We start from the raw sequence: 13,255 nt of genomic DNA, 5'->3' as shown, positions 1-13,255 counted from the left end.
CAGGGGGGCGCCTGGAGCCGGGCATCGGTCGCAAGGCTGCGCCGGGCATCGGGCGTGATTGGCCGAGGTCCTTCGGACCGGTTAGCCCGCCCGTGGACGTCTGCTCCAACCACGAAAGGGATTGCGTGCTGACATACGAGGAGACGATGGCGATAGGGCAGAGCCAATACCAGGACGTCATCGACAATCTGTCCGCTGCCGGCCTCCCGACGACCTTCACACAAACCGGCGGGATGAACGCTGCCCTGGAGGTGCTTCTGGATGGCGGGTACTCCTTGCTCATCACCGACTTCGACGATTCGCTGGCGTGGTCCCGGCTGGAGCATGTCGGCTGGTCCGTCGGGCTCTATCCCCCGGACCAGCAGTATGACGGGCAGGTCATCGCCTTTGGCGAGACGCAAGACGCCGACGTAGACGCCTTGCGAGCTCTCATCGATGACGTGCTGCGCGGCGCCGTGAGACCTCGGTAGACCGCCCTGACGGAGCAACGAGCCCCAGGCTGATAAGGACCAGGAAGAGGGAGTGCAGTGTTCCTGGTGCAGGGCTACATCGACGGAGTCAGTTATGCCGTGCAGGTCGCCGGGAGCGCGGACGCCGGTAGTCGTGGTGGCTTCGCGACGGGCAGCAGCTCGGCGCTTGCAGTCCTGCGCGAGCATGCCAACACGGAGGTGCTCCTCTCCCCGGTCGGAGCCGTGATCAAGGGCGACGTCAACACGGCCGATGGGGTGCTGGCCATCCTCCTCCGTAACACCGAGGTCACGAGTGTCGAGGGCGACGACGTTCCAGACCTGCTGGGTCCGCTAGACCCAACCGTCGTCTATTGACCCGTGCCGCCGAAACTCCCGGCCCGGTCCGGACGACGGCTACCCGTTCGGTCCTCGGAACTTGAACTCCCCGCCCAGCCACCGCACAAATTGCTCGGATCGGCCTACATAGGTCTCGACGGTCCGGGGCTTCAGCCCAGCGGACTCCGCAGCCGCCCGAAAGCGCCTCAGCTCCTCGTGCAGCTCGGTCAACGTCCACGCTTCCTTCGCCATACACCCGGAGACTGCCAGCGCGCTGCCGCCCCTGCAGGCCTATGGACGACAGGCCGTCTCTCACGGGCGGGCATTCCGCCGGGCCCCTAGTGCTCCTCGGCTGATGCAGGGCCGGCGTACCCGATCGCCGCCAGGTGGTCCTCGAGGATCTCGTACAGCGCGTTGTCCTCGTTGACGTACAGGTGGCGGGTCGAGCCGTCCGCCCTCTTCGCGATGTAGTGGATCCGGCCCGCCTCCCCCTTGTGTCGCCAAGCCTTCGTGATCACCGGCGTCTTCATGGCTGGCATGACGGGCATCCTGACGCGCACTCGACCTCCGCGCAGGACTTGCCGCAGGCGCGCGTGCCCCGCCGACCCTTCTGATCACCGAAGGTTGCTGCTCATCCCGTGGTCCGCGCTTGCCCTCCAGTTCTGTAAAGGCTGCCACCCCGTGTCATCTCGAAGGCGCGCGATCGCCAGGCCTAGTCTCGCTGGGTGACCGACGGGGGTATCGATGAAGGTGCGCAATCGGAACCGGGTGGGGCGGCCCGCGGCCGGCGTACTGACTGGGCGTCGGCAGCCCGACCGCAGCCATACGACCCGCTGAGCAGGATCAACCTCGGCCGCAGCGTCGAGGCGGAACTGCTGCGTAGGGAGACCCATCCCCTTGCCTCAGTTCCTCCCTTCTACGGGGCGGGCATCTACGCCATCTACTTCACGGGCAACCTCGAGCTCTACCTCCCCATCTCCGGCACGCAGACTCCTATCTACGTAGGCAAGGCCGTCCCGGCGGGGGCGCGGAAGGGCATGACCGACCAGGCGGTCGTTGGCCACCAACTGTGGAGCCGAATCGACGAACACCGGGAGAGCGTCGCGGCCGCAGAAGACCTGAGCGTTGACGACTTCAGGGTGCGCTACCTGGTGGCGGACGAACTTTTCATCCCCATGGCCGAGCGGTTGATGATCCGGGGGTTCCAGCCAGTCTGGAACCTCGTCGTAGACGGCTTCGGCAACCACGATCCTGGCGCTGGTCGCCGGGCTGGACGGCGCCCGTCGTGGGACGAGCTGCATCCGGGCCGAAGTTGGAGCCCCCTGATGGAGAAGCCCAGCAAGTTCACGGCCGAAGAATCCCGACAGAGCATCGCCGTCCACTTCGAATCGGTACCTCCCCAAGCTGGCTCTGGTGTGTCCCTTCCCGACCCCACGGTTCCGGACTCCGCCGTCCCCGAGAGCGCGCTGGACGAAGGACCCACCGACGAGCAGGGCCCGGAGGATGAGTCCGACGACTGACTTCTGTCGGCAGCTCGTGCTCTCGTTTGTCACATGAGATCGGTTGGCGTGTCCCATTGCTACCGCGGCGTCCGCGGTAGATTCTCAGTGCATGACGGCGTCCGCAGTGCAGCTCGATCGTGACGAGGCGCAGGGTGAGGTGGGCACGAGCGTCGAGCTGTTCTCAGGCGGCGGCGGGCTCGCGATGGCCATGCACAGAGCCGGGTTCCGGCATCTGCTTCTGAACGAGTTCAACCGTCGAGCCTGTTCCACGCTGCGCAGCAACCTTGCGGTCGACTTCGATCCTGACGCGGCGTTGCCGACGGAGCTCAACGACCCGTGGCCGCTGATCGAAGGCGATGTGCGATCGGTGGACTTCTCTCACCTGGCCGGGGCGGTTGATGTCGTGGCGGGCGGAGTCCCCTGTCAGCCGTTCAGCCTCGGAGGTGTCCACCGGGGCCACGAGGATGAGCGCAACATGTGGCCGGAGCTACTGCGCTGCGTCCGGCAGACGCGCCCGCGCGTGATTGTGGCCGAGAATGTGAAGGGGCTGCTGCGACCGTCCTTCGACCCCTACTGGCAGTACATCCTTCGCGAGATCGAGGCTCCGTTCGAGAAGCGGGTCGAGGGCGAGGCTTGGCAAGACCACGACAAGCGGCTGCTCAAGGCGCAGCGCACGGCGGCAGACGATGACGCGGACCGCTATGACGTGCGGTTCAAGCTCGTTAACGCAGCCGACTACGGCGTTCCTCAGGTGCGGTGGCGCGTCTTTGTAGTCGCGTTCCGACGTGATCTCGGAGTCAACTGGGACTTCCCCGAGCCGACGCATTCGGCCGCTTCCCTGGTTGGTGCCCAGACTTCCGGCGTCTACTGGGACGAGCACGAACTCAAGCGGAGGGAGCCGATGTTCACCGGCCCTACCACCGGCTGTTTGGAGCTGCCTCGCTGGAGGACGCTGCGCGACGCCATTGGTGACTTGCCTGCGCCCATCGAAGGCATTGAGTACCCCGGGTACAGCCATCACGTCGGCTGGCCGGGTGCCCGCATCTACGCGGGGCACACGCCGAACCACCTGGACAAGCCGGCAAAGACGGTGAAGGCGGGCGTCCACGGCGTGCCCGGGGGCGAGTCCGTCTTGCTGCGCGACGACGGAAGTATCCGCTACCTAACCGTCCGCGAAGTGGCTCGCATCATGACCTTTCCCGATGACTGGACGCTCGTGGGGCCGCGAGGCGAGCAGATGCGCCAACTCGGGAACGCCGTACCAGTTGATCTCGCCGGCGCCATCGCAGATTCGGTCGCCGGCGCTATGCGCCCGACCCTTCTCTCCGCCTGACTGCGCGGCACGGGACACGAGGATCACGTCATGGCGCGGCTCGGGCCTCGGGACGAGGCCGTCACAAGCGCGATCATGTCGAAGGTTCGGTCCAAGGACTCGAAGGCCGAGCTTGCCCTTAGGCGCGTTCTCCACGCGCACGGAGTCAGGTACCGACTCCACGCTCGTGACCTGGTCGGTTGTCCGGATCTGGTGAACCGCTCCCGGAGGGTTGCCGTCTTCGTCGATGGAGACATGTGGCACGGCAACCCTGCGGAACCTGCACGTCGGGGCCGGGATAGCTTCGCGGATCTCTTTCCCACTCGCACCGAGTGGTGGGTGGCGAAGATCGAACGCAACAAGGCCCGGGACGCGGAGGTGAACTCGGCGCTGACTGAGGCCGGCTATCGCGTCATTCGCGTCTGGGAACGGGACCTTCTCACTGATCCTGAGGCCGCAGCCGAGCCAGTGCTCGCTGCCTTGCGGGTCGATTCATGAGTGTCTGGCAAGCCACCCGGCCCGAAGACGAGGCATGGCGAGCGCCGACCGGCCGCTCGCGGGGCGAATGCGTTCAGGAACAGGATGACGCCGCAGGTGGACGAGTGAACCGCCTGCTCACCGTCGGGGGCAGGACGGTGACCGCCTCCATCGCGCTCCGAGTTCAGCCGCACAGTCGCCGGATCTATGCATATCTGCGCTGGTCAGACGAAGGGCGCACCCACGAGCGATATGTTGGGGACGTTGACGCCCCAGACAGGCGGACCAATCTGCAGCGGGCCTGGCGTCAAGCGGCCTCACTGGTCGGGGGTGAAACCCTTCTGCGGACCGACGAGAGTGGACCTGCCAATGTCGACGCGGGCGACTAGAGAACGGGGCGGCATTGCTGAGCGTGAATCCCTATCTTCACGGGAAGACCTTCGGCCTCCTGTCCGATGAGGATGGGGACCTCCACCTCGTACTGGCGGAGGGAACAGACCCCGACGGATACGCCGTGACGGCTGTGCGGGACAACGGTCTCCGGGCCAAGGAGTCGCGCGAAGGGCCAGGCATCTTCGGCCACTACGGAGAGGCTGCAGCCTGGTGGTTCACGGGCCGGGACATCGCTCACGTCGAGGTGTCTGACCCCACGGGCGTCGTGACGGTGCTGCACCATGTGTCGTTTCCGCCGGATGACTGCTGGATGTGCGGGTCCGCTGAGCGCACACTTGTATGGCGGGCACTCCAGGACCACGACGATCCCGAGCCGTATGGCGTGATGGCGTGGGATGCGGTGACCGGCCAGCACTACCTGTACGTCCGTGGTGAGGGGCTCGTCCCATGGCCGGCGCTGGTCGCCTACACGATGAATGGCGAACCCGGGTCCAGAGCGATCGCGCAGAACGTCGCGCTGCAACTCATCGCTGACGGCGTTACGCGGGTCGAGGCCGGCTCGTACGACGCCCAACTGCACCGTGGCCAGGGACCGACCCTTCCCGTGCCTACTGCGAGCCCGAAGGAAGGCGGCCCGGGCAGCGTGGACGTCGCCCGGGCGATTGAGGTGGCCCGCTCCTACCACCTCGGCCAGACCGACAAGGCTGGTCGGGACTACTTCCAGAGTCACGTGGCCGACGTCCACCGCCGGGTGGCCGGGGAGTCGTCCGCAGTGCAAGCGGTGGCGCTCCTGCACGACGTCCTCGAGGACACCCCCTGTACCGAGTTCGACCTCCGGCGGGAGTTTCCGGATGACGTCGTCGACGCCGTCGTGGCCATCACCCACCTCCCGAACGAACCGCGCCAGGACTACTACGGGCGCGTGCGGGCCAATCCACTGGCGCGCACGGTCAAGCTCGCGGACATCGCCTCCAACACCGACCCGGACCGGCTGGCACTGCTGGACGAGTCAACCCGGGACCGCCTCGCCGAGAAGTACCGGGCGGCCCTGCTCGCTCTCGAGTAGATGCGAGCATTAGGTCTTCATTGAGCAGCTCGACCCCGGAGCCGGAGGTCCGAGTGGGACCGGGGGGTCGGGGCATGGTTGACGACGGTGTGCGGTACGAGTTGAAGACCGTGAAGGCCCTGCGCGGAACCGAAGGCAGGTCGACCGCGAAGTGGCAGAAGGAAGGCTGGGAACTCGTCGACAAGAGCACGGGGACCTTGCACACGACGCTCAACTTCCGGAAACCGAAGCCGCCGCTGCCGGTGCGTCAGATCGTGATCGGCGCTGCCGCAGCCCTGGTTCTCGCCGGCATCATCGGCGTCGGCGCCCTGCTCGAGGGAGATGGCGACGGCAAGGACTCCCGATCAGCCGATCCGACGCCCGTGGCGACCGAGCAGCCGGGCAGTCCGTCGGCGCCCGTGGCGACCGAGCAGCCGGGCAGTCCGTCGGCGCAGATCACCAACATCACGGTCGATGAGCTGCTCGACAGGTTGAATTCGGCTGGCATGGGCGGCATCAAGAACGGGGATCAGTTCAGGTTCACGGGCGAGTTGTCCGGATCCGACTACTGGGGCACTGGAGCGTCCGGGGAATTCACCGTCTACCTGACAGCGAAGGGCGGCGCGAATGACCTGATGGTCTTCGTCGACGAGTCGGATGCGGCCGGCTGGCAGGACGGCACGTGGGTCGAGATGGTCGTGGAGTCGGGGGAAACGACCATCAACGGTGAGACCACGGATGGTTGGCTGCGGGCTCAATCGGTGACGACGGTCCCCGGCCGTTAGCTGAACCCGCGAAGAGGGACGCTCCTGCTATCCCCGCGCCGGGTAGGGCCGGGCTCTCCCCTGACAACAACGTTACGAACCAATACACCTAGGCCGCCCAGCAGAGACAAGCGCGAGCGCGAAAGGTGACGGCCGGCGCGCGCGTTGGTGGGCTGCCGGAACTGCCGAAAGCCGGCATGGTGGGGTCCCGATGAGCAGGGGCTCTTGCCGGCGGGGCCTGCGCGCCTGCGGATGGTATCCGCGAGGACCCCCGCTGACCTGCACAAACTGCCCATGTGGTCGCGCATTGGTCGCAGCCAGCTCACGGATCCCGGCAGCTCCCGTCAATGTGGGTGCGAACCGTCGTACCCCTCGGGACCTGTCTGGCCCGTGGCCCACAGAGCCTTGGGTCTCCGTTCGCACGCCACAGGCACGGGCGGGGGCCCAGCGGTGGTCGTCAAGCCAGTGCGGCACGGCACCGGCCCGGCCCCGGACCGCCGAACGAAGGCGTCACGACGGCAGTCCGACGTTGGCCAGCAGTGCCGGTGTCCGCTCCCGCATACAAGCCCCGATCTCGACGAGTTGGTGCACACCATCGAGGTCAGTGACGACTGAGCGGGCAACGTGAGGCTAGGCCGTCACGCCCATCACCCCGACTCTGCATCCTTCGGGTGTGGCTCCGAGCCGTCACGGTTGAGCACGAAGTCCAGCACCAGGGAGTAGCGCGGGGTCCACGACTCCGCCGTGATGTCCGTCTGGTCTGACGGGTCGTCCGGCGGCGTGTCGACCAGCGTGCCGGCATCGAGTTGGTCCGGGTCAGGCCGACGGGCGAGCAGGTCTACCGCCCATGTCGGCGGGGCCGGCGTCCAGCCGGAAGCGAGCGTTGAACCCCGGCAGAAGATGCACTCGAGCGGCATGGCGTGGGGGTTGACGGTTACCGCGGAAGGACCGTCACCCGACAGGGCAGCGGGGAGAGCTGCCGGGTCCGGCGGGAACAGGCAGAGCGTGACCGCTAAGGGCGACCTGCGGTCCGGCAACGTCCACGTCGGCCAGCTCCAGCCGTGACAGGTGAGCGGGCTCGAACAGCACGCGCCCAGCGCCACCGCGGTCCCGGAACCCGGCGACGTGAATGGCGGGGTCGCAGAGTTGTAAAGCAGCATGCCGGGGACCGGCGCGCCGTGGGTGGACGCCCAACGCCGCAGGGCGTCGACTTGCCACCTTTCCCAGGACTTGTAGCGCCCTGTACCTGCGTCCAGCTTCTTGGCCTGAAGGACGAGGTGCGCCCACTGTCCAGGGGACACCTCCACGGCGAGCTGCAGGTCCGCCCCGCTGGGCAGGATGCCCCGACTGCGGTCTCCACCCTCGAGCCGTCTGGAGTGCAGCGCCGCGGCGAACGAACCGCCCCGCCGCGTGTGGCTGCTGGCCAGGCGTCGCACGAGGTTGAACGTCGTCACCTCCTCCGGGGGTGCGACCAGGCGATGCGCCAAGTGGACGCCGATCTCGTGCACCCCGGCCAGCGAGTCGCGCGTGTCCATGCGCGCCATCGCTGAGGCCCACCAGAAGTAGTCGTACACGTCTATCCCCCGTCCGCTCGCCTGCTCGCTCCTTGATCCGCGAATCGACGGGGTGATCGAGCAGCCTGAGTCTTTCTCGCAATCTTGGCCCTCCGACGTCGTGCTGCCACTGCACCTCAGCCCACTGCCCGTCTTCGCCTTCGCTCGCGGCCGCAGTCGCCCCTCGTCTCCCCGAGGAGGCCTGACATGCTTCGCGAGGTGACAGACGGGCCGTAGGAGCCGTTCCTGGATGCGCTGCCGCCCGAGCTGGCAGCCCTCGACGGGAATCCGCCGCCGGACGAGCTGCCGGTTCCTGGCCGCCCTCCCGTGAGCGTGGCGGAACCGCTCGCGGTGATCCGGGGAACCTCGTCGAATACGCGTCACTTGCTCGTCGAATCACGTCGCCGCCGCCGGGCAAACCGGCCTTACCCGACAACGAGAGGAGGTGAGAACCATGGGCGACAAGTACGGCAAGGAGATTGGCGAAGCGCTGGGACTCGGTCCGAACGACGAGGTGTGGGCGCAGTCCGCCAGCGAGATCGAGCGCGGACCGCACCCGCACTCGGGTGGTGGCGCTCTTCACATGGATGGGCACCACATCACGACCGATGCTCAAGGCAACGTGTCGTCCCAGAAGTACCACAGCGACGACCGCTAGAAGGCACGTGGGGCTGGCCGAGAGCAAGCGTCGGTCAGCCCCACGATGTCTCACGGGTCGCTTGCCGCCTACGTAATCGAATAGTCAGGCCCCGCCAGGCTGCCCACCACGTGCCGCTTTGCCAGCAGGGTCATTTGACTCTCCGCTGGTCCAGCCGAGCAGCGTCCTCCCACGTCGCAGCTAGCTCTGAATCCGTGATCTTGCGCGAGAAGATCAGCAAGCCATGCGACCGGCGGTCGCTCCAGTAGGGCCCGGCGATGGATGCTCCGACCGCCTCAAGAAGGCATGCCCCCCGGTGCCACGGGTCCGTCTTCCGCTCCTCGAAAGACACATCCGACTCGTACATGATGAGCAGCCGGCGTGAGCCGGCGACCGACAGTGCACGGACGGATACCGACCAGGCCCACCCATCCCGGTAGTACCAACGGATGACGGGCTCGTGGTCCGAGGTATCGATAACCATGAAGGTCGGCGCCGTTCGGCCGGCACTGCGGTCTTTGTTGACTCGCGTGCTTTCAGTTCGACCGGCCCACGTGCCGTGAAGGTCACCGACGTCGGCGAGTTCCCCACTGCCGGTCGGCGGCGTACGCGAGATGCCCCGGGTCGCGCTCGGAGGAGCGTCGAGGCGGTCGAGCACGCGGATGAACCGGGCGAGCAGATCTGTCTCGTCGCTACCCCCGTCGGCTCGCTTGCGCCTCCAGAGGTCCACCCCATTTGCGTGGCCAGCGAGCTTCATGAAGGCCGCCTCTGCCCGATCCGCGTGCGTGATCTTTCGGAGCCGCGTACCCGGCGGGGTGATCCCCAGCAGCATCTTGACGGCCTCATGCTCCGCCTCGGACAAGATGGGTCCAGCGAGGGTCTCTCCCCAACGCCCCACATCCGCGATGGCTTCTTCCACCGCGTTCCGTACAGGGGCCTCTGGGTTGGTCTGTCTGCGACTCAAGATTGCCGGATGGTGAAGGAGATCTTGCTGCTGCAGCAGTAGCGTCTCGTTGTACAGGCCCCCGTCGTCGCGCGACAGCATGTGCAGGTCCGCGACTTCGGGTCGGAGACCAGTCCACCGCTGCGGTCGTGCCGGCATCCCAGTCGTCCTTCACAACGTCGCCAACGCGGACATGGCCGGCTCGTCGCCCGCCCGCTGCGGACTAGCGCGGATAGTGGGGCATCAGCTCGCGAGCCAACAGTGACTCGATGTGGCCGCCGTGCCTGGTCTGGACCGCCACGATGCAACCGCCGCCGCCCAGCTCGAAAATCCAGTCGAGGCACGCACCGCACGGGGTGAAGCGCTCTCGTTCGGCCGCGATGAGAACCGCCGCCAGGTGCTCGTCCCCTGCGGAAACCATGGTGCCAAGCGTGTTGACCTCAGCATGGATGTCGTGGCTCCGGAATCGGTGCTCGATGTTGCAACCGCCGTACATAGCCCCACTTGTGGACAGCGCAGCGCAGCCCACGGCGGTCGGGCCGAGGATCCGCGCCCGCTTTCGGACGGACCAGGACAGGTCGGACAGCCGGTGAAGGGCTTCGTCGGATAGGGACGTCACACCGCAGCCCTCAGATTCCTCACCGCAGCACCAGCCGCACGCCAGCGGTCTTGCTCTTCGACTGTGGACGCTCGGCCCCAAAGCTCTTCGATGACTACGCCGGTCGAGTCCAACCAGTGAGGCGGGGGATCGGAGATGACGATGGCTCTCTCGAACTCCCGCAGGAGTCGTTCGCGGTCCAACAAGGTGTCTGCCTCGCGTGCAAGTCCGCGGAAGATGTCTACGGCGTCGTCCTCGTCGGCGCCAGCTGCGATCTCGATGATGCTGCGGAGAGCGCCGTATCGGACCCATTCATCAGGATCATCGCGCAGGCTCGACAGGAGACCTTCGATGACCCCCTTTACCGGGTGAGCGCCAAGTACATGTGCTGCGCGCCACCGGATCGTCGGGTCGTCATCGCGCAAGGCATCGACCAGTCCGCTGACCTGACTTGCGCTAAGGCGTGTGCGCTTCAGGACGTTGCTGGCGGTCCAGCCTTCCACGTCCGTGTCGGCAATCCTCGCTACAAGTTTGTCGTCGCCACGCTCGCCGGGTGGCCGTGTGAAGAGTCGATACCAACTCTCATACCAGGCGGACGCCTCACGCGACGGGGCGGCCACATCTCGCACCAGGGCCAAGACCTCTTCGACCGAGCTGAGCTTGAGCAGCCTGTCGGCGAAGTCTGAAGGGTGCACCCGCAGCGCGTCTCGAACCTGCTCCGCCGTCTTGAGCATGCGGTCGAACTGCCGCTCGGCAAGCATCGACAACAGAGCCGTCTCGACCTCGCTTGTTGCCGGAGTGGTCACACGGCTCTCGGCCAAGAGGTACGCGGCGGCATAGAGATTCCAGTCGTGGACCCTGCGAATGAGTGTGGCCTCGTCATCTACCTGTTCCAAGACCATGACAAGGGCGTCGAAAGAACTGGCCCGAAAGGTGAGCACATCGAACGTGTCTCGCGTCCAGAGCTCGGGACGTACGGCCACGTAGCGAGCAGCCAGGTAGTCATGCAGCAAGTGGTGGCTGAACCCGTCACTCACCGGGGAGCGCAACGCTCCCGCCTCAGTCAGGGCACGGAGCTGTTCAGAGCCGATGTCCTTTGCCAGCGTGTCTGGGTCTAGGCGCCGGCTCTTGTTCTCCCGGTACTGGTCGTATGCCGCTGCGGCCAGCACGTCGATGCTCTTCTCATCCAGGCCAACGTGCTCCCTGAGATATCCCTCATGGGCAGCTGACCGTGTGGACCTTGTTTCCCGGCTTTCCAAGGCCTGGCGAAGGTAGTACGGACTGCTGAGCAGGGCCGCGTCTTCGATCCGCAGCTCGACCTGCTCCGAGGCCAGGAGCTCACGCAGGATCTCCGTCGGGACGGGGCCGAGAGTCGCGAGTACCCACGTGCCCGGCGTCAGGTCCCGACGAGACAGCCTGTCGGTGACCACGACGGTCAGATTGGGATGGCGCCGGACCAGCTCCTCCACCAGACGCAGGAGATGGGTGGCAGCGGCGCTGCTGACTTCATTCAAGCCGTCCAGAGCAAGGACCGCTTCGTCGTCAGATCCAACGAGCGTTTCTGCCGCCTCCAGAACCGTCTCTGCCCTTACCCCCGGCCACTCCTCGGGGTCAGGGTGCTGCGCGACCCAATGGATGGCTGTGGCGAAGGCGGTGCTGCTTCCGTGCTCTGCTGCCACCTCCAACAGGCGATTGGCGGTGTAGGTCTTGCCCGAACCGCCGCGCGCCTGCAGGAGTACAGCACCCGCCGCACGGCCGTGCTTGAGGAGCTCGTCGTCATCGATAGGTCGCCCCGCACCCTCCAGGACCTCCGAGAAGCCGTCGCACTCGAGCACCGGGTACTGGAACGAACGACGAGCTGCAGACCCCTCAATCGTCATGGCTACATCATCGGCGGGGGGTCGGACGATTTGGCCTTCTGTGGGCTCGTGGGTCATGACAGCTCCCAGCTGGGGAAGTCCGGGTCGGCACTCCGCCCTTGACGAGGTTCCGACAGGATGCGCGCGACAAGCTGCCGCGTGAAGGCCGCGGCCACCTCTGCCGCGTAGGGCTTCCACTGCTGGCGCTCGGCGTTGTTGCTGTGCTCCGCCGCCTCGGCTGCGGCCGGTTCTTCCTGGGTCTCGGGAGCGAGGGCTCGGACCGCATCACTGATGCCCCTGACGCATGCCCAGCGCGGGTTGTAGTGCACCGTGTCCCGGAGGTCGTGCAGGGCCCGACCCACGCCCATGCTCTCCATGTCGATGGCGATCGCGTTGTCGAAGTGGTGCACGTACTCGCGCTGGGCTTGGTGACTTGGGTCGCTCGCGACGCCCTCCAGTGCGACGAACTCGCCCACTTCCACCTGGGGATGCCCGGCTCCCGGCCGGTCGACGCCGATGCGTGCCATCCATTCGTCCGGCTCGCGGTCGACGGCCTGGCAGTGCTCCACCAGATCAGCCGCTGGGTGATCGATCGGAAAGTACCGTTGAAGACGCCCGCTCGGGACGTACTTTGCGTACGCTCCGTAGTGGATGTAGTTCGCGATGGCGATGTCTCCGGGTCCAAGCCCCTTGAAGCTCGCAGCGTCGCCTTCCCGCGCTCGTTGGATCCCACCCGCGATCCCGCTGACGATGAAGATCTCCGGGCGGAGTTCGCTCACCCAGCGACGGATGTCCTGCGCCATCGGCGTGTTTGATCGATCACGGGCCTGGACGACGACGTACGGGAAGACCGGATCCTCCGGGTCATCAGGGGGCCCCGGCGCGTATACCGAAGATGTCCCGATTTCGTACGGCGCTGGAAGCTGTGAGCGGACGGCGGCGAACTCCTCGTTCAGGATGGTCACCACGGCCACGCGAGCATGACCGAGGCGACCCCGGATGCCCCGGCGGCTCAAGGCGCGGCGGGAAGCGGGGGCACAGCTTCAGTCTAGCCGTGACGGTGCTGGTCGCAGGAGCGGCCGTGGAGGGCGCCCGCGCAGTGGCGTTGGCGACCGCGGGCCGGCCAGTTAGCTCAACGGACGTTGCGACACTGCGGGGGACTTGGTGGGTCCGCTGGTCGATGCGCCTTGTTCCGTAGCACCACAGAGACGCGCCCGTGGCACGGCCGGCGTGCGCGGCCCGGGACTGTGGTCTCGCTGTGGTCGCAGACTGCGCGGGAGTCGCCGTCACGCCCAGTTGGTGGATGACATGGACTGTGGAGCTGAGCAGCGCATTCAGGATCAGACGGCACCGCCCGAGACGCTCCCGTCCGGACTTTTAATCCGCG

14 protein-coding genes are annotated in these 13,255 nt (G+C 66.6%); 8 read left to right on the top strand and 6 right to left on the bottom strand.

Annotated elements, in window-relative coordinates; genetic code table 11:
- Positions 1 to 146 precede the first annotated feature (146 nt).
- Together C5508_RS06150 and C5508_RS06145 are read left to right on the top strand one after the other, a co-directional pair.
- Positions 147 to 470, top strand: a complete 324-nt coding sequence (locus C5508_RS06150) for a hypothetical protein (protein ID WP_157944006.1) — start codon at positions 147 to 149, stop codon at positions 468 to 470.
- 57 nt (positions 471 to 527) lie between these two features.
- Complete coding sequence (locus tag C5508_RS06145; RefSeq protein WP_104524068.1) at positions 528 to 824, top strand: hypothetical protein; 297 nt, start codon at positions 528 to 530, stop codon at positions 822 to 824.
- A 299-nt stretch (positions 825 to 1,123) separates the two neighbouring features.
- Here the strand turns inward: C5508_RS06145 and C5508_RS06140 are convergent, their stop codons facing one another.
- Positions 1,124 to 1,324 carry a hypothetical protein gene (locus C5508_RS06140; protein ID WP_157944005.1) on the bottom strand — a complete coding sequence of 67 codons (201 nt, stop codon included), beginning with the start codon at positions 1,322 to 1,324 and terminating at the stop codon, positions 1,124 to 1,126.
- Between the two features lie 186 nt (positions 1,325 to 1,510).
- On the opposite strand from C5508_RS06140, the gene C5508_RS06135 reads away from it, so the two are divergent.
- The 5 genes from C5508_RS06135 (at position 1,511) to C5508_RS06115 (ending at position 6,299) form a co-directional block, all read left to right on the top strand.
- A complete protein-coding gene (locus C5508_RS06135; RefSeq protein WP_198597919.1) occupies positions 1,511 to 2,305 on the top strand; it encodes an Eco29kI family restriction endonuclease in 795 nt (264 codons plus the stop codon).
- Between the two features lie 91 nt (positions 2,306 to 2,396).
- Positions 2,397 to 3,620 (top strand): DNA cytosine methyltransferase, encoded by a 1,224-nt coding sequence (locus tag C5508_RS06130; protein ID WP_104524066.1) that lies wholly within the window; start codon positions 2,397 to 2,399, stop codon positions 3,618 to 3,620.
- 30 nt (positions 3,621 to 3,650) lie between these two features.
- On the top strand, positions 3,651 to 4,097 hold the full coding sequence (locus C5508_RS06125; protein WP_104524065.1) for a very short patch repair endonuclease: 447 nt from the start codon (positions 3,651 to 3,653) through the stop codon (positions 4,095 to 4,097).
- A gap of 493 nt (positions 4,098 to 4,590) precedes the next feature.
- Positions 4,591 to 5,535 carry a hypothetical protein gene (locus C5508_RS20215; protein ID WP_232796949.1) on the top strand — a complete coding sequence of 315 codons (945 nt, stop codon included), beginning with the start codon at positions 4,591 to 4,593 and terminating at the stop codon, positions 5,533 to 5,535.
- A gap of 74 nt (positions 5,536 to 5,609) precedes the next feature.
- Positions 5,610 to 6,299 (top strand): hypothetical protein, encoded by a 690-nt coding sequence (locus tag C5508_RS06115; protein ID WP_104524064.1) that lies wholly within the window; start codon positions 5,610 to 5,612, stop codon positions 6,297 to 6,299.
- A gap of 626 nt (positions 6,300 to 6,925) precedes the next feature.
- Here C5508_RS06115 and C5508_RS06110 read toward each other — a convergent pair.
- Positions 6,926 to 7,852, bottom strand: coding sequence for a hypothetical protein (locus tag C5508_RS06110; RefSeq protein ID WP_104524063.1), 927 nt, complete (start codon positions 7,850 to 7,852; stop codon positions 6,926 to 6,928).
- 433 nt (positions 7,853 to 8,285) lie between these two features.
- Here C5508_RS06110 and C5508_RS06105 point away from each other — a divergent pair, with 433 nt between their 5' ends.
- On the top strand, positions 8,286 to 8,489 hold the full coding sequence (locus C5508_RS06105; RefSeq protein WP_104524062.1) for a hypothetical protein: 204 nt from the start codon (positions 8,286 to 8,288) through the stop codon (positions 8,487 to 8,489).
- Positions 8,490 to 8,619: 130 nt separating this feature from the next.
- Here the strand turns inward: C5508_RS06105 and C5508_RS06100 are convergent, their stop codons facing one another.
- The 4 genes from C5508_RS06100 to C5508_RS06085 all read right to left on the bottom strand — a co-directional run bounded on the left by C5508_RS06100 (position 8,620) and on the right by C5508_RS06085 (position 12,833).
- Positions 8,620 to 9,513 (bottom strand): hypothetical protein, encoded by an 894-nt coding sequence (locus C5508_RS06100; protein WP_104524061.1) that lies wholly within the window; start codon positions 9,511 to 9,513, stop codon positions 8,620 to 8,622.
- 121 nt (positions 9,514 to 9,634) lie between these two features.
- Positions 9,635 to 10,030 (bottom strand): cytidine deaminase family protein, encoded by a 396-nt coding sequence (locus C5508_RS19460; protein ID WP_157944004.1) that lies wholly within the window; start codon positions 10,028 to 10,030, stop codon positions 9,635 to 9,637.
- On the bottom strand, positions 10,027 to 11,946 hold the full coding sequence (locus C5508_RS06090; protein WP_104524060.1) for a HEAT repeat domain-containing protein: 1,920 nt from the start codon (positions 11,944 to 11,946) through the stop codon (positions 10,027 to 10,029). Before C5508_RS06090 ends, C5508_RS19460 begins: the two co-directional genes overlap by 4 nt.
- The gene (locus C5508_RS06085; protein WP_157944003.1) at positions 11,943 to 12,833 is read right to left on the bottom strand and encodes a phosphorylase family protein; all 891 of its coding nucleotides are present in this window, start codon (positions 12,831 to 12,833) and stop codon (positions 11,943 to 11,945) included. Before C5508_RS06085 ends, C5508_RS06090 begins: the two co-directional genes overlap by 4 nt.
- Positions 12,834 to 13,255: the final 422 nt, after the last annotated feature.

The organism is Blastococcus atacamensis (genome assembly GCF_002938425.1).
Lineage (GTDB): Bacteria > Actinomycetota > Actinomycetes > Mycobacteriales > Geodermatophilaceae > Blastococcus > Blastococcus atacamensis.
The sequence above is the reverse complement of the archived record's forward strand: the minus strand, read 5'-3'. Positions and strand labels throughout refer to the sequence as shown.

Coding starts and splice junctions, on each gene's coding strand:
- C5508_RS06115 (WP_104524064.1), top strand. CDS start 5,610: ATGGTTGACGACGGTGTGCGGTACGAGTTGAAGACCGTGAAGGCCCTG.
- C5508_RS06100 (WP_104524061.1), bottom strand. CDS start 9,513: ATGCTGTCGCGCGACGACGGGGGCCTGTACAACGAGACGCTACTGCTG.
- C5508_RS06125 (WP_104524065.1), top strand. CDS start 3,651: ATGGCGCGGCTCGGGCCTCGGGACGAGGCCGTCACAAGCGCGATCATG.
- C5508_RS06130 (WP_104524066.1), top strand. CDS start 2,397: ATGACGGCGTCCGCAGTGCAGCTCGATCGTGACGAGGCGCAGGGTGAG.
- C5508_RS06105 (WP_104524062.1), top strand. CDS start 8,286: ATGGGCGACAAGTACGGCAAGGAGATTGGCGAAGCGCTGGGACTCGGT.
- C5508_RS06090 (WP_104524060.1), bottom strand. CDS start 11,946: ATGACCCACGAGCCCACAGAAGGCCAAATCGTCCGACCCCCCGCCGAT.
- C5508_RS06140 (WP_157944005.1), bottom strand. CDS start 1,324: ATGCCAGCCATGAAGACGCCGGTGATCACGAAGGCTTGGCGACACAAG.
- C5508_RS06150 (WP_157944006.1), top strand. CDS start 147: ATGGCGATAGGGCAGAGCCAATACCAGGACGTCATCGACAATCTGTCC.